Genomic DNA, 20,817 nt, shown 5'->3' with positions numbered 1-20,817 from the left:
GACCCACCGCCCTGCGCTGGCGCCACGATCTGGGCATGGACGACCGCCTCGACCTGGCCGACCTCCCCGAGGTGGCCTACCAGGTCACCCTGCGCGTCGACGGGGTGCTGACCGGCCGGAAGCGCGCGGGTCAGACGCCGGCGTAGGAGTGCAGGCCGGTGAAGAAGAAGTTGACCCCGAACAGGTTCATCAGCATGGTCAGGAAGCCCACGACCGAGATCCAGGTGGCCACGTTGCGCTTGACGCTCGGGGTGGCCCGGGCGTGCAGGTAGCCCGCGTAGACCACCCAGGAGATGAACGCCCACGTCTCCTTCGGGTCCCAACCCCAGGCGCGGCCCCAGGCCGCCTCGGCCCAGATCGCACCAGCGATCACCGCGAAGGTGAAGACCGGGAAGGCGAAGGCGTGCAGCGTGAAGGTCAGCCGCTCCAGGCCGGCCGCCGCCGGCAGCCGCCGGGCCAGGGTGTACGGGAAGCTCCGCTTCCCCTGCTCCCAGCCGGCCCGCATCAGGTAGGCCACGGCCGGCACCACGCCCAGCAGGAAGATGCCGGAGGCGAAGATGATCGTCGACACGTGGATGACGAACCAGTAGGACTGCAGCGCCGGCATCAGCGGCACGACCTGCACATAGAGCTTCAGCTCGGCGAACGCCAGCAGCAGCACCATGACCAGGGTGAGGAACAGCCCGAGCCGGCGCAGCGACGGCTGCTTCCAGAGCACCGCGAGCCAGGCGGCCGCCCCGATCCAGGTGACGGTCAGCACGAACTCGTACATGTTGCCCCAGGGCATCCGCTCGGCGGCGATGCCCCGGGTGACCACCGCGCCCAGGTGCAGCGCGGCGGCGAGCACGGTGATCCAGGCGGCGATCCGCCCGGCCAGCGCGGCCCGGGCGGCGGAGCGGCCGGCTCGGGCCGCGTCCGGGGCGACCGGACGGGCCGGCTCCTCGACCGTCCCGCCGGGGCCGCCGACGCCGGCGCCGACCAGCTCCCGGGCCGGGGCCGCCGCCGGCACCTTCCGGGCGTTGCCCAGGGCGTACTCGACGGCGTGGCTGATCATCGCGACCAGGTACGCCAGGATCGCGAACGTGACCAGCTGGTCGGAGAGTGCGGACATCACTCGTCTCCTTCTCGCGCCCGCGGGTCGTCCCGCCCGTCGTCGCTGACCGCGGCGACGAGCTGTGCGAACTCGTCGGCGAACCCTGGATGCTCGGTGCGCGGCAGCCCACCGGCCTCCACCAAGCTACTACCGCTCGTCGGAGATCCATCCGCCGGGGGCGTCACCCGGAACCAGACCCGGCGCCGCCGGGCGAACAGCGAGCCCATCAGCCCGAGGAGCAGCGTCGCGCAGGCGACCAGCATCAGAGTCTGGCCGGGGGCGTGCCGGACCGAGATGGTGATGTACGGCTTCGTGCCGACGAACTCCAGCGTGCTGCCGTCGTCCAGCGTCCACTTCTCGCCGGGGCGCAGCACCTTCTCGCCGATCTGCTTGAGCTTGCCGTTGGCGACCTGCTCCTGGTCGAGCTTGTAGACCGAGCCGGGGATGCCGGCGTCCAGCCCCAGGTTGCCCCGGTACGCGGCCAGCACCACGGCGGGGTTCCGCTCGGCGGGGAACTGGGACGCGACGAACGGCGCGCGGTCGGGGGCGGTGGGCAGGTAGAGCCCGTCGAAGGCGACCTGCTGATCGGGGGCGCGCTTACCGGTCTTCGGGTCGACGTTCGCGTCCGGGAAGGCGGCCACGCCCTCCTCGGTGGCGTTCTGGTCGCCGCTGCGCAGGAACGGCGCCGTGCTGGTCTGGGTGCGGCCGTACTTGTCGGTGTACCTGAGGATCGGCGCGTACCCGTTGCCGAGCAGGTAGACGTTGGCCGGGCCGAGCCGCAGCGGCGAGTTGACCGAGAAGCCGGCGGTCCGCGTGGACTCGTCGTCCCGGTGGTCCACGGTCACCGTGGCCCAGTAACGGGAGGCCTGCCCGGACGCCAGGTACTCCGCCTCGAACCGGTCCAGAGTGAGGCAGAACGGCGGCAGGTCGGCGCTGTCGACGCGCGGCCCGAGCGACGCCTCGGCGTACTGCTGGCGGGTGTTGCAGAAGGCGTTGTCCGCTCCGGAGACCAGGATCCGGTTGCCGTGCCAGCCGTACCAGGAGCCGAGCGCGACCCCGAGCAGGACGGCGACCAGCGAGACGTGGAAGAGCAGGTTGCCGGTCTCCTTGAGGTAGCCCTTCTCGGCGGAGACCTCGTTGCCGCGGACGGTGACCCGCCAGCGGCGGCGGCGCAGCACCGCCGCGATCGCCTCGGGGTCGGCGGCGGCCGGGGCCTCCAGCACGGCGTGCTGGGGCAACCGCTCCAGGCGCTTCGGCGCGGCGGGCGGCCGCATCCGCAGCGCGCGGACGTGGTCGCGGGCGCGGGGCAGGATGCAGCCGACGAGCGAGGTGAACAGCAGCAGGTAGACGGCGGAGAACCAGACCGAGCCGAAGACCTCGAACATGCCGAGCTGGTCGAGCCGGGGCGCCAGGTCGGGGTGGTCGACGAAGTACTCGTTGACCTTCTCCGGGCTGACCCCCCGCTGTGGCAGCACCGAGCCGGGGATGGCGGCGATCGCCAGCAGGAAGAGCAGGATCAGCGCGGTGCGCATGCTGGTGAGCTGCCGCCACGAGTTGCGCAGCAGGGCCAGCACCGGGTTGGCCCGTCGCCGGGGGGCGCCGGCGGGCGGCGCGTCCGGGCGGTCGTCCACGGTCGTCATCAGATGCTCACCTCGCCCACGCCCACGTGCGTCTGCAACCAGATCACGAAGTCCTGCCAGCCGCCGGTGACCAGCGCCACGCCGATCAGGATCAGCAGCGCGCCGCCGATCCGGGTGACCCAGCGGCTGTTGCGCCGGACGGCGCGGAACACCCCGAGGAGGCGGTGGAAGCCCAGCCCGAAGACGACGAACGGTACCCCCAGCCCGAGGCAGTACGCCACGGCGAGCAGCACGGCCCGGTCGGTCCGCCCGTCGACGGTGGCCATGCCGAGCACCGCGCCGAGGGTCGGGCCGGTGCACGGCAGCCAGCTCAGCGCGAAGACGGCGCCCAGGACCGGGGCGCCGAGCAGGCCGGCGGCCGGGAGCCGTCGGATGCGGAACTCGCGCTGCATGCCGGGGACCACGCCCAGGTACCCGAGGCCGAGCACCACGACGAGGGCGCCGATGCCGATCTCCAACGTGCGCTCGTACTGGAAGAGGAGCTTGCCGACGCCGGAGAAGAGGATCGCGGTGGCGGTGAACACCGCGGTGAAGCCGGCGATGAAGAGCATGGTGCCGGCCAGCACCCGCCCCTTCACGGCGACGGCCGGCCGTGCCGCCGGAGGCGCCGCGACCGCCACGCCGCCGCCCGGCTCGTCCGCGACGGGTGCGGGGGCCGCCGGCCGGGCCCGGCCCTCCAGGTCCGCCCCGGCCAGCCCGGTGACGTACGACAGGTAGCCGGGCATCAGCGGCAGGACGCACGGGGAGAGGAAGCTGACCAGCCCGGCGAGCGCCGCGGCACCGACGGCCAGCAGCAGCGGGCCGGACTCGGCGAGCTGGCGGAAGGTCTCGCCCATCAGCGGGATCCGGACGCCGGCTGCTCGGCCGCGATCCGCTCGACGACGGGCTGGAGCTCGTCCCGGGTGATCGCCCGGCGGATCACCACGGCGACCCGGCCGTCGCGGTCCAGGACGACGGTCGCCGGGGTGGTGTTGGGCGGGATGTCGAAGTTGAGCGCCTGCCGGCTGGCCGGGTCGAAGAGGCTCGGATAGGTGACCCGGCCCTCCTCGAAGGCGACCGCCTTGTCCTTGCTGTCCTGCACGTTGATGCCGAGGAAGGCGACACCGGACGCCTTGGTGGCCTGGTGCACGGCCTCCAGGTCGTCCGCCTCCGCCCGGCAGGGCGCGCACCAGGAACCCCAGAAGTTGACCACGACCACCTGGCCGCGAGCCTCGGCGATGTCGTAGCTGCCGCCGGTGAGCAGCTCACCGCTCACCTTCGGCGTCTTCGACCGCTGGTCGGGGGCGCAGGTGATGGTGACGCCGTCGCTCGCGCAGCGGCTCTCCTCGCTGCCGGAGGTGCAGCCGACCAGCGCCGTCCCGGCGGTGACGGCGGCGAGCAGGGCGGCGACGAGCCTCCGGCTGGGCATCAGGCTCCCTTGGCCGTCCGGGCGGTCGGCGAGATCGAGACCAGGTGGGCCGCGGGCTCGGAGTAGCCGATGCCGACGATCTTGGCACCGTCGAAGTGGAACGAGGTGAGGCTGGCCAGGCCGCACTGCCGCTTGCGCGGGTCGTGCCAGAGCCGCTTCCGCTCGACGTAGCGGCGCAGGGTCCAGATGGGCAGCTGGTGCGAGACGAGCACCGCCTCCCGCCCCTCTGCGGCGATCCGGGCGGCGTGCAGCGCGCCGAACATCCGCTCGGCGATCACCCGGTAGGCCTCGCCCCACGACGGGGTGACCGGGTCGCGCAGCACCCACCAGTTGCGCGGGTCGCGGAAGGAGCCGTCGCCCGGGGACACCTTCTTGCCCTCGAACCAGTTCGCGCTCTCGATCAGCCGCTCATCCACCCCGACCGGCAGCCCGAACTGGGCGGCGATCGGCTCGGCGGTCTGCTGGGCACGCTCGAGCGGGCTGGCCACCACGTGCACCACGGTGCGCTCGGCGAGCGCCTGGGCCGCCGCCTTGGCCATCTGGACGCCCAGCTCGGAGAGGCGGAACCCGGGCAGCCGGCCGTAGAGGATGCCGTCCGGGTTGTACACCTCGCCGTGCCGCAGCACGTGGACCACCGTCTCGCTCACGCTTGAGCCCCCTTCGTTCGCGACTGCGGGGCTCGCAGAACCGGCTCACTCCTCGCGCTCACCGTTACCCCCCGTGTCCTGCCGCCGCTGCCGCGTTCGCCGCCGTCGGCAGGGCCGCGGCGATCTGCTCCAGGGCGGCGTCGTCGATCGCCGCCGACACGAACCAGGACTCGAACGCGCTCGGCGGCAGGTAGACGCCGGCGGCGAGCATGGCGTGGAAGAACGCCTTGAACGCGGGCACCTGCTGGGTGCGGGCGCTGTCGTAGTCGGTCACGTCGGCGTCGGTGAAGAAGATCGAGAACATGTTGCCCGCGTACGACAGGCGGTGCGGGACCCCGGCGGCGGCCAGCGCCTCGGTGGCGAGCTTGCCCACCGCGGCGGCCGTCTCGTCGAGGCGGCGGTAGAGCGCGTCGTCGGCCAGCCGCAGCGTGGCCAGGCCGGCGGCGCACGCGAGGGGGTTACCGGAGAGGGTGCCGGCCTGGTAGACCGGGCCGGCCGGGGCGAGCTTCGCCATGATCTCGGTGCGCCCGCCGAACGCCGCGGCGGGCAGGCCACCCCCCATGACCTTCCCGTACGTCCACAGGTCGGCGTCGGACGGGTCGAGGCCGTGCCAGCCGCCGCGGGAGACCCGGAACCCGGTCATCACCTCGTCGACGATGAGCAGCGCGCCGTGTGCGTGGGCGATCCGGGCGAGCTGCTGGTTGAAGTCGCCGCGCGGGGCGACCACACCCATGTTGCCGGCCGCCGCCTCGGTGATGATCGCCGCGATGTGCGGGCCTTCGGCGGCGAAGGCCTCCTCGACCGCGCGCAGGTCGTTGTACGGCAGCACGATGGTGTCGCCGGCGGCCGCCCCGGTGACGCCGGGCGAGTCGGGCAGGCCGAGGGTGGCCACGCCGGAGCCGGCGGCGGCGAGCAGCGCGTCGGAGTGGCCGTGGTAGCAGCCGGAGAACTTGACGATCTTGGCCCGGCCGGTGAACCCGCGGGCCAGCCGGATCGCCGACATGGTCGCCTCGGTGCCCGAGTTGACCAGGCGGACCTGCTCCACCGGGGTCCGCGCGACGATCTCCGCGGCCAGCTCGACCTCGCCCGGGGTGGGGGTGCCGAAGCTGGTGCCGAGCCCGGCGGCCTCGCGCAGCGCCTCGACCACGGCGGGGTGGGCGTGACCGAGGATCAGCGGGCCCCAGGAGCAGACCAGGTCGACGTAGCGGCGACCGTCGGCGTCGAAGAGCCAGGGACCCTCCCCCCGGACCATGAAGCGCGGGGTGCCGCCGACGGCACGGAACGCGCGCACAGGGGAGTTGACCCCGCCGGGCACGATGGCCTTGGCGCGGTCGAACAGGGCCTCGGAGGCCGGTGCGTCGGCCGGGTAGCGGCCGGATCCGGCGGAAAAGGTATCGGTCACGATGCCGCCATTGTGTCAGCGCCGGGCGGCTGATCGGCAGGCACCCCGCACCGAGGGTTACCGGGCTCACGCCCTGCGGCTGCGGCGCGGGCCAGCGACCGCCGGGTCGCTCGACGGGCCCGTGGGTCGAGATCGCGATAGGGTGACCGGGTGGATCGTGCCGAACTGTCCATCACGCTACACCGGACGGGTGACGAAGCGGTGCTTCGCCTCGCCGGTGAGATCGACATGCTCACGGCCGCCCAGCTGTCGACAGTCGTCAACGAGGTGCTGGCCGACCCCCCGCCGCGCATCGTGCTCGACCTGGGCGGGGTCACCTTCTGCGACTCGCAGGGCCTCGGGACGCTCGTGGTGCTGAGCCGCAAGGCCAGCCACGCCCAGAGCCTGCTGGTCCTGAGCAACGTCGGCGACTTCCTCCTCCGCGTCCTGGACATCACCGGCCTCCGCTCGGCCCTGATGATCCGCAACGAAACCGCCCCCTGAGGCGCCACCTCTCGCGTCGATCATGAAGTTGGCGGCGATGTGGATCTCCACAGGTGCCGCCAACCTCATGATCGACAGGTCGAGGGTCAGATGACCGGTACGTCGCGGCGGCGGAAGGCGGTCAGGCCGGCCGCCGTCAGGGCCAGCGCCACGGCGGCCAGCGTCCAGAGCGGGGTGGCGCTCCAGGTGTCGCGGAGGACCTGGGGAGTGTGCGTGAACGGGGACAGGTCCAGCAGCCACTGGTCGAGTTCGAGCACCGCGCCGAGCTGGCCGAGCAGCACGCAGACCGCCAGACCCGCCCAGGCCACCGAAGCGAGCCGGGGCAGCAGGCCGTAGAGCAGCACGGCGAGCCCGGCCAGCACCCAGGCGGCGGGCACGTGGGCCAGCGCGGCACCGAGCATCCGCGGCAGCTCCCGCGGCACGTCGTGCACGCTCAACCCGTACGTCAGCCCGGTGGCCAGGCCGGTGACGGCGAGCACCACGGCCGGGCCGACCAGCGCGAACACCACGTGCGACAGCAGCCAGGTGGAGCGGTGCGCGCCGGTGGCGAGCACCGGTTCGGCGTGCCCGGCGGACTCCTCGGCGCGCATCCGCAGCGCGGCCTGGATGCCGTAGCCCGCGGCAGCCAGACCGGCCAGGCTGAGCGTGGCACCCAGGTAGGCGTCGGCCAGGCCGGAGGCCCCGCCGATCCGGGCCATGATCTGCTCCAGCTCCCGGTTTCCCTCGACCGAACGGCCGGCCGCCTCTGCGGCGCCGCCGAGGATCAGCCCGAGGAGGCCGAAGCCGACCGACCACCAGAGGATCTGACCCCGGTGCAGCCGCCAGGCCAGCCCGAACGGGCCGGCGAGCCCCCGGCCGGCGGTGGCCGGCCCGAGCCGGGGCGGCAGCACCCCCGCGCCCAGGTCGCGGCGCACCGAGACCGGGTACGCGACCACGGCGAGCAGCACCGACACGACCAGCGGCAGCACCGGCACCCACCAGCGTTCCCCCTCGAACGGCCGGATCCGGGGCGCCCAGCCCAGCGGGGAGAGCCAGCTCGGCCAGTCGTTGGCGGCGGTGTCCCCCACCATCCGCAGCGCGAAGGAGGCGCCGAGGACGGCGATCCCGATGCCCCGGGCCCCACCCGCCGTCTCGGTGAGCTGGGCGGTCAGGCCGCCGAGGGTGGCGAAGACCACGCCGGTGAGCGCCGTGCCGAGGCCGTACGCGTACGAGCCGGTGGCGGAGAGCCCGGTGGACGCCAGCCCGGCCGCGGTGAGCAGGCCCAGCAGCACGTCGGCCGCGTACGTGACGAGCAGCGCGGCGGTCAGCCCGGCGTGCCGGCCCAGCACCCCGCCGCCGAGCAGCTCCCGCCGGCCGGCCTCCTCCTCGACGCGGGTGTGCCGCACGACGGTGAGCAGGCTGGCCAGCGCCACGATGACCAGCAGGAAGCCGCCCCGCTGGGCGGTCAGCGCGCCGACGCTGTCCCCGTAGACCGGGCCGAGCAGCGCGATGATCGACGGGTTGCGGGCGGTCCCGGTGACGTACGCGGCCCGGTCGGCGTCGGTCGGGAACAGCTCGAAGAAGCTGGTCGCGTAGGTCGTCGGCAGCACGGCGAGGAACAGCACCCAGAGCGGGAGCACGAGACGGTCCCGGCGCAGCACGAGCCGGGCCAGCTGCCAGGTTCCGGTGAGGGTGCTCATCGGGCCAGCTCCTCGGGGACCGCCTCGTAGTGCCGCAGGAACAGCTCCTCCAGCGTCGGCGGCGTGCTGACCAGGCTGCGGACGCCCAGCTCGGTGAGGCGACGCAGTGCGACGTCCAGCGCGGCGGTGTCCACGTCGAAGCGGACGCGGTTGCCGTCCACCCGCAGGTCGTGCACGCCCGGCAGGTCGGCCAGCCCGTTCAGCGGGGCGGTCACCTCGGCGTCGATCGAGGTGCGGTGCAGGTGGCGCAGCTCGGTGAGGGTGCCGGACTCGACGGCCCGGCCGTTCCGGATGATCGTCACCCGGTCGCAGAGCGCCTCCACCTCGGCCAGGATGTGGCTGGAGAGCAGCACGGTGCGGCCGTCCTGCTTGGCCCGGCGCACCCAGTGCTGGAAGACCTCCTCCATGAGGGGGTCGAGCCCGGAGGTGGGCTCGTCGAGGATGAGCAGCTCGACGTCGGAGGCGAGCGCGGCCACCAGGCCGACCTTCTGCCGGTTGCCCTTGGAGTAGGCGCGGCCCTTCTTGCGCGGGTCCAGCTCGAAGGACTCCAGCAGCTCGGCGCGGCGCTTCGGGTCGAGCCCGCCGCGCAGCCGGCCCAGCAGGTCGATCACCTCGCCGCCGCTCAGGTTGGGCCAGAGGGTGACGTCGCCGGGCACGTACGCGAGCCGGCGGTGCAGGGCGACGGCGTCCCGCCAGGGATCGCCGCCGAGCAGGCGAACAGCCCCCGCGTCCGCCCGCAGCAGTCCGAGCAGCACCCGGATGGTGGTCGACTTGCCGGAGCCGTTGGGGCCCAGGAAGCCGTGCACCTCGCCGGCGCGGACGGTCAGGTCGAGTCCGTCGAGCGCTCGGGTCCGGCCGAAGGTCTTCACCAGGCCGGACACCTCAATGGGAGTTTCCATACTTCGGAAGCTACGCTCGTTTCACAAACTTGTGAAGACAGTGAGATCTGGGAGACGATCAGGTGTGATGAACGAGACGACACCGATGACCCAGCCGCCTCACCGGGACGAGGAAGAGGTCCACCTCTTCGTCGAACGGATGGCGATGGCCTTCGCGGAGGTCGGCTTCCCCCGGATGGCCGGCCGGGTCCTCTTCACCGTGATGAGCGCGGACGAGCCGCTGACCGCCGCCGAGATCGGCGAGCGGCTGGGGGTGAGCGCGGCGGCCGTGTCCGGCGCCGTCCGCTACCTCACCCAGTTCGCCATGCTGGTCCGCGAGCCCGTCAAGGGCTCCCGCCGGGACCGCTACCGGATGCCGGCCAACCCCTGGTACGAGGCCACCATCACCAAGACCGGCCTCTACAAGAACTTCATCGACATCGCCAACGGCGGGGTGGACGCGCTGCTGGGGCGGGACACCCCGGCCGGCGAGCGCGTGGCCGAGATGCGGGACTTCTTCCTCTTCGTCCAGGAGGAGATCGACGCCCTCGGCGAACGGTGGCGGGCCCGGCGTGCCGCGACGGGACACGGCGACCGGGCGGACGCCTGAGCGCTCAGGCGTTGTTGCCCCAGCGGGCCTGCTCCAGCAGGTCCACCGCACGCTCCCGGGACTCCGCGTCGTCGTCGGCGCGCAGCAGCGCGGTCGCCTCGTCCACCGCGTCGGTGAGCACCCGCCACTGGGCGTCGCGCTCCCGCACCAGATCCGACTGCGCGGCGAGCTGCCGGGTCTTCACCCACAGCTCGACGAAGACCGACACCTTCGCCCGCAGCACCCACGGGTCGAAGGGCTTGGTGAGGTAGTCGACCGCCCCGACCGCGTAGCCCCGCAGGGCGAGCTGGGCGTCCTTGTCCGCGGCGGTGAGGAAGATGATCGGCACGTGCCGGGTGCGCTCCCGCCGCTTGATGTGGGTGGCGGTCTCGAAGCCGTCCATGTCCGGCATCTGCGCGTCCAGCAGGATCACCGCGAAGTCGTCCACCAGAAGCTGCTTGAGCGCCGCCTCGCCGCTCTCCACGGCGACCGACTGCACCGGAAGCCCCTGGAGGATCGCCTCCAGGGCCATCAGGTTCTCCCGCCGGTCGTCCACCAGCAGCGCCTTGGCCATCTGGGTCACGGAGTCTCCTCGCCTCGGCTCCGGCCGATCCAGGACGCCATCAGCTCGATCAGCTCGTCCAGGTCCACCGGCTTGGTGATGTAGTCGCTGCCCCCGGCCGCGATCGCCGACTCCCGGTCACCCGGCATCGCCTTCGCGGTCAGGAACACGATCGGCAGGTCCGCGAAACGATGGTTGCGCCGGATCTGCGCGGTCGTCTCGTAGCCGTCCTGGTCCGGCATCATCGCGTCCATCAGCACGATGTCCACCTCCGGATGCTCGGCCAGTTGGCGGACGCCGTCCGCCCCGTTGTCCGAGTACAACACGGTCATGCCGTGGAGTTCCAACGCGGAGGTCAGCGCGAACACGTTGCGGACGTCGTCGTCGACGATCAGGACGGTCACGCCCTCCAGCCGGCGGGTGGCCGGAGTCTCCTGCGGCTGCGGCAGCTCCATGGGCATGAGCAGGGACGACGGCAGGCCCGCGCGCTGCGGCGAGGGTGGCGCCGGCGCCACCACCGCGTCCGGCGCCAGCACATCGGGTACGAAGAGAGTGAACGTCGACCCCTGCCCGGGCGCGGAGGACACGGTGATCGTGCCGCCGAGCAGGCGGGCCAGGTCCCGGCTGATCGACAGGCCCAGACCGGTGCCGCCGTAGCGCCGGCTCGTGGTGCCGTCGGCCTGCTGGAACGCCTCGAAGATCAGCGAGAGCTTGTCGTCCGAGATGCCGATGCCGGTGTCGATCACCGTGAACGCGATGACCTGCCGGGCGTTGGTCAGCGCCGGCACGTCGAAGACGGCGTTGTCGGCGGCCGGCGCGATGCGCAGGGTGACCGCGCCGTTGTCGGTGAACTTCACGGCGTTGGAGAGCAGGTTGCGCAGGATCTGCTGCAGCCGCTGGGCGTCGGTGACCAGCGCCGGCGACAGGTCCTTGCTGATCCGCACCTGGAAGTCGAGGCCCTTCTCCTCGGCCTGCGGCGCGAACGCCTGCTCGACGTAGCCGCGGATCTCCGAGAAGTGGATCTCGGTCGGCTCCACGTCCATCCGGCCCGCCTCGATCTTGGACAGGTCGAGGATGTCGTCGATCAGCGAGAGCAGGTCCGACCCGGCGCTGTGGATGGTCCGCGCGAACTCGATCTGCTTGGCGCTCAGGTTCTGCTCCGGGTTCTCGGCGAGCAGCCGGGCCAGCAGGAGCAGCGAGTTCAGCGGCGTACGCAGCTCGTGGCTCATGTTGGCCAGGAACTCCGACTTGTACGCCGACGCCCGGGTGAGCTGCTGGGCCTTCTCCTCCAGGCCGAGGCGGGCCAGCTCGATCTCCCGGTTCTGCGTCTCGATGTTGGTCTTCTGCTCGGAGAGCAGCTTCGCCTTGTCCTCCAGCTCGGCATTGGTGCGCTGGAGCTCCGCCGACTGCTCCTGCATCTCGTGCGCCAGCCGCTGCGACTGCGCGAGCAGTTCCTCCGTACGCCGGTTGGCCTGGATGGTGTTGACCGCGACGCCGATGGTCAGCACCAGCCGCTCCAGGAACGCCAGGTGCAGCTCGGAGAAGGTGGTCACGCCGGCGAACTCGATCACGCCGAGCAGCTCGCCCTCGAAGAGGACCGGCAGCACCACGAGGTCGGCCGGCGGCGTCTCGGCCAGACCGGACCGGAGCACCAGGCGCCCGTCGGGCTGGGTGTTGACCCGGATGGTCCGCCGGGACAGGGCGGCCTGCCCGACCAGGCCCTCGCCGGGCCCGAAGGTCACGTCGTGCCCGCGGGCGACGTAGCCGTAGGAGGCGGTGAGCCGCAGCCGCACGCTGCCGTCCGAGCTGTCCGCCAGGAAGAACGCGCCGAGCTGCGCGTCGACCAGCGGGGTCACCTCCATCATGATCATGCGGCAGACCTCGCCCAGGTCCCGCTGGCCCTGGAGCAGGCCGCCGATGCGGGCCAGGTTCGAGTCGAGCCAGCCCTGCTCGGCGTTCTTCTTGGTCGTCTCCCGGAGGGTGACGATCATCTGGTTGATGTTGTCCTTCAGCTCGGCGACCTCGCCCTGCGCCTTCACGTTGATCCGCTGGGTCAGGTCGCCGCGGGTCACCGAGGTGGAGACCTGGGAGATCGCGCGGAGCTGGGTGGTCAGGGTCGAGGCGAGCTGGTTGACGTTCTCGGTGAGGTCGCGCCAGGTGCCGCTGACCCCCTTCACCTGGGCCTGACCGCCCAGCTTGCCCTCGATGCCGACCTCGCGGGCCACCCGCGTGACCTCGTCGGCGAACGAGGAGAGCTGGTCGACCATCGTGTTGACGGTGTTCTTCAGCTCCAGGATCTCGCCCTGCGCGTCCACCGTGATCTTCTGACCCAGGTCGCCCTTGGCCACCGCCGTGGTGACCGAGGCAATGTTCCGCACCTGGCTGGTCAGGTTCGACGCCATCGAGTTCACGTTGTCGGTCAGGTCCCGCCAGGTGCCGCTCACGCCCTTCACCTGGGCCTGGCCGCCGAGCTTGCCCTCGGTGCCCACCTCACGGGCCACCCGGGTCACCTCGTCGGCGAACGACGACAGCTGGTCGACCATCGTGTTGACCGTCGACTTCAGCTCCAGGATCTCGCCCTGCGCGTCCACCGTGATCTTCTGCGACAGGTCACCCTTGGCCACCGCCGTCGACACCTGGGCGATGTTCCGCACCTGCGCGGTGAGGTTCGACGCCATCGAGTTCACGTTGTCGGTCAGGTCCCGCCAGGTGCCGGCCACGCCGCGCACCTGGGCCTGGCCGCCGAGCTTGCCCTCGGTGCCCACCTCGCGGGCCACGCGGGTCACCTCGTCGGCGAACGACGACAGCTGGTCGACCATCGTGTTGACCGTCGACTTCAGCTCCAGGATCTCGCCCCGGGCGTCCACGGTGATCTTCTGGCTCAGGTCGCCCTTGGCCACGGCCGTGGTGACCGAGGCGATGTTCCGCACCTGGCTGGTCAGGTTCGACGCCATCGAGTTCACGTTGTCGGTCAGGTCCCGCCAGGTGCCGGAGACCCCCTTCACCTGCGCCTGACCGCCCAGCTTGCCCTCGGTGCCCACCTCGCGGGCCACCCGGGTCACCTCGTCAGCGAACGACGAGAGCTGGTCGACCATCGTGTTGACGGTGTTCTTCAGCTCCAGGATCTCGCCCTGCGCGTCCACCGTGATCTTCTGCGACAGGTCACCCTTGGCCACCGCCGTGGACACCTGCGAGATGTTCCGCACCTGGCTGGTCAGGTTGCCGGCGAGCTGATTCACGTTCTCGGTCAGGTCGCGCCAGGTGCCGGAGACCCCGCGCACCTGGGCCTGGCCGCCCAGCTTGCCCTCGATGCCCACCTCGCGGGCCACCCGGGTCACCTCGTCGGCGAACGACGACAGCTGGTCCACCATGGTGTTCACGGTGTCCTTCAGCTCCAGGATCTCGCCCTGTGCGGCCACCGTGATCTTCTGGGAGAGGTCGCCGCGGGCCACCGCCGTGGAGACCTGGGCGATGTTGCGGACCTGGCTGGTCAGGTTCGACGCCATCGAGTTGACGCTGTCGGTCAGGTCCTTCCAGGTGCCGGCCACGTTGGGCACGTCCGCCTGGCCGCCGAGCTTGCCCTCGGTGCCCACCTCGCGGGCCACCCGGGTCACCTGCTCGGCGAAGAGCCGCAGCGTGTCGGTGAGGTAGTTCATCGTGTCGGCCAGCTCGGCCACCTCGCCGCGCGCGCCCACCGTGATCTTCTGCGACAGGTCGCCCTTCGCCACCGCCGTGGCCACCTGGGAGATCGACCGCACCTGACCGGTGAGGTTCGACGCCATGGTGTTCACCGAGTCGGTGAGGTCCTTCCAGGTGCCGGCCACGCCCCGGACGTCCGCCTGGCCGCCCAGCTTGCCCTCGGTGCCCACCTCGCGGGCCACCCGGGTCACCTCGTCGGCGAACGACGAGAGCTGGTCCACCATCGTGTTCACGGTCCGGCCGATGCGCAGGTACTCACCGCGCAGCGGCCGGCCGTCGATCTCCAGCGCCATGTGCTGCGACAGGTCGCCGTCGGCCACCGCCACGATCACCCGGGCGATCTCCGTGGTCGGGCGGCCCAGGTCGTCGATCAGCGAGTTGACCGCCCGCTGCCCCTCCGCCCACGAGCCGTCCAGGCCCTCGTCGTCGAGCCGCTCGGTGAGCCGGCCGTCGCGACCGACCACCCGACTGATCCGACGCAGGTCCAGGTGCTGCCGCTCCTGCATCGACACCACGTCGTTGAAGGAGTCCGCCACCTCGCCGGCCAGACCGGCCCGCCGCGGCAGCCGGACCCGGAGGTCACCGCGACGGACCCGTCGCAGCGCCTCCACCAGCTCACCGAGGAGCACCTCGTGGTCGTCCCCGGCCACCGGTTGTTTCGCCGTGGTCATCAGTTCCTCGCTCAGCTCGGGGGCCATCAGGCTCGTGCCGACACGCGGCCATCCCACCATTCTGCCGCGTGTCGCGTCGAGGGCACGGGCTCCGACCGCCCGCCACGCCCGATCTGTCCCCCGCCGACCGGATCGGCCGACCGGCTTGGCACCCGGGGTGGCCGCGGTGGAGGATACGGAGGTGCCAGCGGAGACGGGGCCGGCGACGAACGGCGGCTCGGACGAACACGTCCGTCGGGTCCGCCTCCCCGCGGACCGGCGCACGCCCGCGGCGGCCCGGGCGCTGGTGCGGTCCGTGCTCGGGGAGGCGGACCTGCACGAGCTGCTCAACGAGGCGCTGCTGCTGACCACCGAACTCACCACCAACGCGGTGGAGCACGCGCGCACCGAACTGGACATCGAGGTCGAAGCCGACCCAGCGGGGCTCACCGTCACGGTCACCGACTTCGCCTCCGGCCCGGTCGACGAGCTGATGATCGGCGTCCGGAACACCACCTCCGACATCACCGAGGTGGCCGAGCGCGGGCGCGGGCTGCTGCTGGTCGACCACTTCGCCAGCCGGTGGGGCACCACCTACCTGCCCACCGGGAAGGGCGTCTGGTTCCGGCTCGACCGGCCCGGCCTCGAGGCGGCCGGCCGGCCGGCCGAGACCCGCGCCACACTCGCCGCCACCGCGCCGGCCGACGGGGGCACCCCGAGCGCCGCCGCGATGAGCGAGCTGATGCAGACCATCCCCGACCCGTACGCGGACGACCCGCTGCCGGAATTCGCCGCCGGGCTGCTCACCCGGGTCGCCGAGATGGTCGGCGCGGCCGGTGGGGTGGTGCGGCTGGACCGCGGCGACGGGCAGGGCCGCCAGGTGCTCGCCCGCTACGGCCGGCAGCCCCGGGAGGGCAACGAGCTGCTGCGCGTCCCGCTCGCCGTGCACCGCCCGTACGCCGGGGAGCTGGAGCTGGACGCGGCGCCGTCGGCGTACGCCCGGCCCCTCGCGGTGCTCGCCGCCGAACGGCTCTCCCTGCACCTGGAGAACGACCGGCTGCGCCGCGCCGACGTCCGCCGGTCGGCCTGGCTGACCTTCCTGGCCGAGGCGAGCGAGCTGCTCGCCCAGTCGCTCGACGTCGAGCTGACCATGGCGCTCGTCCCCCAGCTCGTGGTGCCCCGGCTCGGCCAGTGGTGCGCGGTGCACACCAGCGACGAGTGGGGGCGGCTGCGGCTCGCCGCGGCCAGCCACGCCGACGAGTCGGTGCTGCCGCAGCTGCACCGGGTGCTCCAGGAGACCGGCCCCGACTCGATCCAGGCCCGGCTGCGGGAGGCGTCCCGCAGCGCCGCGCAGGTGCCGCTGAGCGGGCCGATGGAGGGTTTCGCCGTACCCCTGATCGCCCGCGGGCAGCGGCTCGGCACCCTGGCCGTGGGCCGCCACCAGCGGCACCGGCACGACCCCGACGAGGTCTCGGTGCTGGAGGACGTGGCCCGGCGGGCCGCCCTGGCCATCGAGAACGCCCGGATCCACGCCGAGCGCCGGCGCGTCGCGCAGACCCTCCAGCAGTCGCTGCTGCCACCCGTGCTCCCGGTGGTCGAGGGCATCGGCTTCGCCGCCGAGTACGTCCCGACCGGGGACGACGCCGAGGTCGGCGGCGACTTCTACGACGTGGTGCCGCTGCCGGACGGCCGGTGGCTCGTGGTGATCGGCGACGTCTCCGGGAAGGGCGTCCAGGCGGCGGCCGTGACCGGGCTGGTCCGGGACGTGATCCGGGTGCTGGTCGGCGACGGCAAGCCGCTGCCGGAGGTGCTCGGCCGGCTCAACGAGACGCTCGTCGAGCGGGGTGGCGGCCGCTACTGCACGCTGGCGCTGGCGGCGGTCGGCCCCGGCGACGGCGATCAGCTCGACGTCTCGCTGCACCTGGCCGGGCACGACCGGCCGGTCCTGCTGCACGGCGGTGGCGGTGCGGGCTTCGTCGGCACCGGTGGGACGGCGCTCGGGCTGCTCGACGCGATCGCCACCCCGACCGCCGAGATCGCCCTCAAGCCGGGCGACGCGCTGATCTTCTACACCGACGGGGTCACCGAGCGCCGGCGCGGCCGGGAACTGTTCGGCACCGACCGCCTGCGCGAGGCCGCCGCACCCCTGGCCGGCTACTCGGCCGACGTGGTCGCCGCCCGCCTCCGCGCCACCACGATCGCCTTCTCGGTGGAACCCCCACGCGACGACATAGCCGTCCTGGTCCTCCGCAACGACGCCCTCTGACGGTCCCCTCCCTCTCCCCTCTCCCGCACCCCGTTGATCATGAAGTTGGCGGCAGTTCGTGCCCGTTTTGGCGCCGCCAACTTCATGATCGCCGCGGCGAGGGCTGGGGCGGGGAGGGAGGGCTTGCGCGCGGGGGCGGGTTACAGGCCGCCCGGGAGGCGGCCGGGGGACAGGCGGTGGTGGGGGTCCAGGTGGGCCTTCGCCGTGCGGAGGCGGGGCAGGGTGGGCAGCTCGCCCCAGAGGTCGACGGCGCGGCGGACCGGCGCGGGAGCGGAGACCACCACGCAGCGGCCCTGGCGGGCGAGGAGCACGCCCCGGACGGCGGCGAGGATCGAGGCCACCCGCTCGGGCGGCAGCGAGCCGGGCAGCGCGGCGTGCACGGCGCCGATCCCGGCCGAGCCGCGGACCGGCACCGGGGTGCCGGCCGCGTCCCGCAGCGCGTAGACGGCGGCGTGCAGATCGTTGATCGGCACGTCGATCCGCAGGGCGGTGTCGCCGGGGGCGAACGGGTAGCGGCCCCACCACTCGGGGGCAGCGTGGTTGACCACAGCCTCGGGGCCGAGCAGCGCGGCGAGCCGGTCGGCGCGTTCCGCCACGTCGGCCGGGCCGCCTTCCAGGAGCACCACGAGGCTGCCCGCGGCGGCCGGCCGCCCCGGACGCCCGGTCACCGCCGGGTGGTCGGGCCGGCTGGCCACGGACGGGTGGGAGGCGGGGATCCGCCGGCGCGGCAGCGACACCGGCACCGGCAGGTCCAGCTCGACGGCCGCCGGGTCGAGCCGGGCCGCGAGCACCGCCCGGACCAGGTCGTGCACCTCCAGCGGGGTCCACACGGGACGGGACACCCAGACCCGGCCGGCCGGCACGGCCTGCACCCGCATGGTGGCCGAGACCAGCACCCCGAGGCCGCCCTGCGAGCCGCAGAGCAGCCGGGCCACGTCGAGCCCCGGCACCTCGGCCGCCCCGAACAGCGCCGCCGCGCCACCCCGCGCGGGCCCGGCCCGGCCGAGCAGCGCGGTGCCCGGCTCCCCCACGCTCACCAGCTCGCCGTCGGCGTCGAGGTAGCGCACCCCGACGAGCTGGGCACACGGGCTGCCGTGCCGGTGGCGCAGCGGGCCGGACTCGTCGGCGGCCAGCACCCCGCCGAGGGTCGCCCCGGGGGAGGGCGCGTCGACCGGGAGGCGCCGGCCGCTGCGCTCCAGAGTGGCCTGGACGGCCCGCAGCGGCGTGCCGGCGCCGATCTCGGCCACCGCGGAGGCCTGCGGCTCGTGCCACACCCCGGCCAGCCGGCCGGTGTCGAGCATGATGTCGACCTGCGCCGGGGCGGCACCCCAGTCGATCTTCGTGCCGGCGCCGCGGGGCACCACGGTCAGCTCGTGCGCCGCGGCCAGCCGGAGCACCTCGGCCGCGGCGTGCGGGCCACCCGGCACCGCCACCCAGCGGGCCGTCCGGCCGGCCACCTCGTCGGCCGGGCCGGCGAAACGGGCGAACGGCGGGCCGCAGATCTCCACCAGCTTCCGGGTGATCTCGAGGGCTCCGGGTCGGTCGGTGGAACGCGCTGCAGCCGCCATGGCGGTTATCGTACACATGTTCGAACGCCGTGCCGGCGAGTCGCCGCACTTCGGCGGCGCGCGGACCTGAGGGCGGCCCACCGCCGGTAACGTGGCGCCCGTGACCACCGAGACTTTCGACAACTCCAGCTCGGCGCGTCGATCGCCGCGCCGCGACCTGGAGCCGTCGCCTGCCCCCGTCGCCAAGCGCGTTCCGGCCGAGCGGACCCACCACGGCGACACCGTCGTCGACGAGTACGCCTGGCTCGCCGCCAAGGACGACCCGGAGACGATCGCCTACCTGACCGCGGAGAACGCGTACACCGAGGCGCGCACCGCCCACCTGGCCGGGCTGCGCGCGGAGCTGTTCGAGGAGACCCGCCGGCGCACCCAGGAGACCGACCTGTCGGTGCCCACCCGCAAGGACGGCTACTGGTACTACACCCGCACGGTCGAGGGCCAGCAGTACGGCGTGCACTGCCGCCGGGCCGTCCGCGACGGCGAGACCGCCCCGCCGGTCAGCGCGGACGGCGCCCCGCTCGACGGCGAGGAGGTGCTGCTCGACGGCAACCAGCTCGCCGAGGGGCACGACTTCTTCGCCCTCGGCGCGTTCGACGTCAGCCCGGACGGGCGCTGGCTGGCCTACTCCACCGACTTCTCCGGCGACGAGCGCTTCACCCTGCGGATCAAGGACCTGCAGACCGGCGAGGTGCGTCCCGACGAGATCCCGGACACCTTCTACGGCACGGCCTGGTCCAGCGACGCCTCGACGCTGTTCTACGTCACCGTCGACGACGCCTGGCGGCCGAACCGGGTCTGGCGGCACACTGTGGGCACCCCGTCGACCGAGGACGTGGTGGTGCACCAGGAGGACGACGAGCGGTTCTGGGTGGGTGTCGAGCTGACCCGCTCCGAGCGCTTCGTGCTCATCGACATCCACAGCAAGATCACCAGCGAGGTACGGGTCATCCCGGCCGGCAACCCCACCGGCGAGCCGGCCGTCGTCGCGCCCCGACGGCAGGGCGTCGAGTACGCGGTCGAGCACCACGGCCACCGCTTCCTGATCCTGCACAACGACGGCGCCGAGGACTTCGCGCTGGCGTACACCTCGGCGGACGCGCCGGGTGACTGGACGCCGCTGATCCCGCACACCCCCGGCACCCGGCTGGAGGCCGTCGACGCGTTCGAGAACCACCTGGTCGTCTCGCTGCGCACCAACGGGCTGACCGGGCTGCGCGTGCTGCCGGTCGGCGGCGGCGACAGCTTCGACATCGACTTCCCCGAGCCGATCTACAGCGTCGGCCTCGACGCCAACCCGGAATACCGCACGGCCGAGGTGCGGCTGCGCTACACCTCGCTGGTCACCCCGGACTCGGTCTACGACTACGACCTGGTCACCCGGCAGATGGTGCTGCGCCGGCGGAAGCCGGTCCGGCCCGGCCCGGACGGGCGCGAGTACGACCCGGCCGACTACGAGCAGCACCGGGACTGGGCGCTCGCCGACGACGGCACCCGGGTGCCGATCTCGCTGGTGTGCCGCGCGGGCACCCCGCGCGACGGTTCCGCCCCGGCCGTCATCTACGGCTACGGGTCCTACGAGGCGAGCATGGATCCCTGGTTCTCGATCGCCCGGCTCAGCCTGCTCGACCGGGGCGTGATCTTCGCGGTGGCGCACATCCGCGGCGGGGGTGAGCTGGGCCGGCGCTGGTACGACGAGGGCAAGCTGCTGGCCAAGAAGAACACCTTCACCGACTTCGTGGCCTGCGCCCGGCACCTGGTCAAGGCCGGCTGGACGGCCAGCGACCGGCTGGTCGCCCGGGGCGCCTCGGCCGGCGGCCTGCTCATGGGCGCGGTGGCCAACCTGGCCCCGGACGCGTTCGCCGGCATCGTCGCGCAGGTGCCGTTCGTGGACGCGCTCACCTCGATCCTCGACCCGTCGCTGCCGCTGACGGTCACCGAGTGGGAGGAGTGGGGCAACCCGCTCGACGACCCCGAGGTCTACGAGTACATGAAGTCGTACACGCCGTACGAGAACGTGGCCGCCGTGGACTACCCGGCGATCCTCGCGGTGACGAGCCTCAACGACACCCGCGTGCTCTACCACGAGCCGGCCAAGTGGATCGCGCGGCTGCGGGCGGTCGCCCCGCAGGGCGACTACCTGCTGAAGACCGAGATGGGCGCGGGCCACGGCGGCCCCAGCGGCCGGTACGACGCCTGGCGCGAGGAGGCGTTCGTCAACGCCTGGACCCTCGACCGGCTGGGCCGCGCCTGACC

Annotated in this window: 15 protein-coding genes; 4 read left to right on the top strand and 11 right to left on the bottom strand. The window is 73.0% G+C overall.

Going from position 1 to position 20,817, the window contains the following annotated elements; all coding sequences use genetic code 11:
• Positions 1-130: 130 nt before the first annotated feature.
• The 6 genes from ccsB to hemL form a co-directional block, all read right to left on the bottom strand.
• Complete coding sequence (gene ccsB / locus ACZ6PY_RS01540; RefSeq protein WP_466068238.1) at positions 131-1,111, bottom strand: c-type cytochrome biogenesis protein CcsB; 981 nt, start codon at positions 1,109-1,111, stop codon at positions 131-133.
• Positions 1,111-2,733, bottom strand: a complete 1,623-nt coding sequence (resB, locus tag ACZ6PY_RS01535; protein WP_466068236.1) for a cytochrome c biogenesis protein ResB — start codon at positions 2,731-2,733, stop codon at positions 1,111-1,113. The genes ccsB and resB overlap by 1 nt, the downstream gene beginning before the upstream one ends.
• A complete protein-coding gene (locus tag ACZ6PY_RS01530) occupies positions 2,733-3,569 on the bottom strand; it encodes a cytochrome c biogenesis CcdA family protein (RefSeq protein WP_466068235.1) in 837 nt (278 codons plus the stop codon). Before ACZ6PY_RS01530 ends, resB begins: the two co-directional genes overlap by 1 nt.
• Positions 3,569-4,141, bottom strand: a complete 573-nt coding sequence (locus tag ACZ6PY_RS01525; protein WP_466068233.1) for a TlpA family protein disulfide reductase — start codon at positions 4,139-4,141, stop codon at positions 3,569-3,571. The genes ACZ6PY_RS01530 and ACZ6PY_RS01525 overlap by 1 nt, the downstream gene beginning before the upstream one ends.
• Positions 4,141-4,788, bottom strand: a complete 648-nt coding sequence (locus tag ACZ6PY_RS01520; protein ID WP_313723553.1) for a histidine phosphatase family protein — start codon at positions 4,786-4,788, stop codon at positions 4,141-4,143. The genes ACZ6PY_RS01525 and ACZ6PY_RS01520 overlap by 1 nt, the downstream gene beginning before the upstream one ends.
• 64 nt (positions 4,789-4,852) lie before the next feature.
• Complete coding sequence (hemL, locus tag ACZ6PY_RS01515; protein ID WP_466068232.1) at positions 4,853-6,190, bottom strand: glutamate-1-semialdehyde 2,1-aminomutase; 1,338 nt, start codon at positions 6,188-6,190, stop codon at positions 4,853-4,855.
• A gap of 150 nt (positions 6,191-6,340) precedes the next feature.
• Here hemL and ACZ6PY_RS01510 point away from each other — a divergent pair, with 150 nt between their 5' ends.
• Positions 6,341-6,673 carry an STAS domain-containing protein gene (locus ACZ6PY_RS01510; protein WP_091261368.1) on the top strand — a complete coding sequence of 111 codons (333 nt, stop codon included), beginning with the start codon at positions 6,341-6,343 and terminating at the stop codon, positions 6,671-6,673.
• Positions 6,674-6,759: 86 nt separating this feature from the next.
• Here ACZ6PY_RS01510 and ACZ6PY_RS01505 read toward each other — a convergent pair whose 3' ends face one another.
• Together ACZ6PY_RS01505 and ACZ6PY_RS01500 are read right to left on the bottom strand one after the other, a co-directional pair.
• A complete protein-coding gene (locus ACZ6PY_RS01505) occupies positions 6,760-8,352 on the bottom strand; it encodes an ABC transporter permease (protein ID WP_466068231.1) in 1,593 nt (530 codons plus the stop codon).
• On the bottom strand, positions 8,349-9,251 hold the full coding sequence (locus tag ACZ6PY_RS01500) for an ABC transporter ATP-binding protein (RefSeq protein WP_466068229.1): 903 nt from the start codon (positions 9,249-9,251) through the stop codon (positions 8,349-8,351). The genes ACZ6PY_RS01505 and ACZ6PY_RS01500 overlap by 4 nt, the downstream gene beginning before the upstream one ends.
• An 85-nt stretch (positions 9,252-9,336) precedes the next feature.
• Here ACZ6PY_RS01500 and ACZ6PY_RS01495 point away from each other — a divergent pair, with 85 nt between their 5' ends.
• Positions 9,337-9,840: a GbsR/MarR family transcriptional regulator gene (locus tag ACZ6PY_RS01495; RefSeq protein WP_466068227.1), complete on the top strand. Its 504-nt coding sequence runs from the start codon at positions 9,337-9,339 to the stop codon at positions 9,838-9,840.
• A 4-nt stretch (positions 9,841-9,844) separates the two neighbouring features.
• On the opposite strand, the gene ACZ6PY_RS01490 is transcribed toward ACZ6PY_RS01495, so the two are convergent.
• Together ACZ6PY_RS01490 and ACZ6PY_RS01485 are read right to left on the bottom strand one after the other, a co-directional pair.
• Entirely contained in the window at positions 9,845-10,402 is a 558-nt protein-coding gene (locus tag ACZ6PY_RS01490) for a response regulator (RefSeq protein WP_151463283.1), read from the bottom strand.
• Positions 10,399-14,751 carry a HAMP domain-containing protein gene (locus ACZ6PY_RS01485; RefSeq protein ID WP_466069368.1) on the bottom strand — a complete coding sequence of 1,451 codons (4,353 nt, stop codon included), beginning with the start codon at positions 14,749-14,751 and terminating at the stop codon, positions 10,399-10,401. Before ACZ6PY_RS01485 ends, ACZ6PY_RS01490 begins: the two co-directional genes overlap by 4 nt.
• A gap of 181 nt (positions 14,752-14,932) precedes the next feature.
• Between ACZ6PY_RS01485 and ACZ6PY_RS01480 the strand changes: the two genes are divergently transcribed.
• The gene (locus ACZ6PY_RS01480; protein WP_466068226.1) at positions 14,933-16,996 is read left to right on the top strand and encodes a SpoIIE family protein phosphatase; all 2,064 of its coding nucleotides are present in this window, start codon (positions 14,933-14,935) and stop codon (positions 16,994-16,996) included.
• Between the two features lie 140 nt (positions 16,997-17,136).
• Here the strand turns inward: ACZ6PY_RS01480 and ACZ6PY_RS01475 are convergent, their stop codons facing one another.
• Positions 17,137-18,564 carry an FAD-binding oxidoreductase gene (locus tag ACZ6PY_RS01475; protein ID WP_466068225.1) on the bottom strand — a complete coding sequence of 476 codons (1,428 nt, stop codon included), beginning with the start codon at positions 18,562-18,564 and terminating at the stop codon, positions 17,137-17,139.
• Positions 18,565-18,721: 157 nt separating this feature from the next.
• Here ACZ6PY_RS01475 and ACZ6PY_RS01470 point away from each other — a divergent pair, with 157 nt between their 5' ends.
• Positions 18,722-20,815: a S9 family peptidase gene (locus ACZ6PY_RS01470; RefSeq protein ID WP_466069366.1), complete on the top strand. Its 2,094-nt coding sequence runs from the start codon at positions 18,722-18,724 to the stop codon at positions 20,813-20,815.
• Positions 20,816-20,817: the final 2 nt, after the last annotated feature.

This window comes from Micromonospora sp. NPDC048907 (genome assembly GCF_055586885.1).
Note: the sequence above shows the minus strand (reverse complement) of the source record. Positions and strands in the feature narration are given on the sequence as shown.

What these genes read in the sequence shown, in the direction of transcription:
- ccsB (WP_466068238.1), bottom strand. Translation starts at nt 1,111, where the DNA reads ATGTCCGCACTCTCCGACCAGCTGGTCACGTTCGCGATCCTGGCGTAC.
- resB (WP_466068236.1), bottom strand. Translation starts at nt 2,733, where the DNA reads ATGACGACCGTGGACGACCGCCCGGACGCGCCGCCCGCCGGCGCCCCC.
- ACZ6PY_RS01530 (WP_466068235.1), bottom strand. Translation starts at nt 3,569, where the DNA reads ATGGGCGAGACCTTCCGCCAGCTCGCCGAGTCCGGCCCGCTGCTGCTG.
- ACZ6PY_RS01525 (WP_466068233.1), bottom strand. Translation starts at nt 4,141, where the DNA reads ATGCCCAGCCGGAGGCTCGTCGCCGCCCTGCTCGCCGCCGTCACCGCC.
- ACZ6PY_RS01505 (WP_466068231.1), bottom strand. Translation starts at nt 8,352, where the DNA reads ATGAGCACCCTCACCGGAACCTGGCAGCTGGCCCGGCTCGTGCTGCGC.
- ACZ6PY_RS01500 (WP_466068229.1), bottom strand. Translation starts at nt 9,251, where the DNA reads ATGGAAACTCCCATTGAGGTGTCCGGCCTGGTGAAGACCTTCGGCCGG.
- ACZ6PY_RS01495 (WP_466068227.1), top strand. Translation starts at nt 9,337, where the DNA reads ATGACCCAGCCGCCTCACCGGGACGAGGAAGAGGTCCACCTCTTCGTC.
- ACZ6PY_RS01485 (WP_466069368.1), bottom strand. Translation starts at nt 14,751, where the DNA reads ATGACCACGGCGAAACAACCGGTGGCCGGGGACGACCACGAGGTGCTC.
- ACZ6PY_RS01475 (WP_466068225.1), bottom strand. Translation starts at nt 18,564, where the DNA reads ATGGCGGCTGCAGCGCGTTCCACCGACCGACCCGGAGCCCTCGAGATC.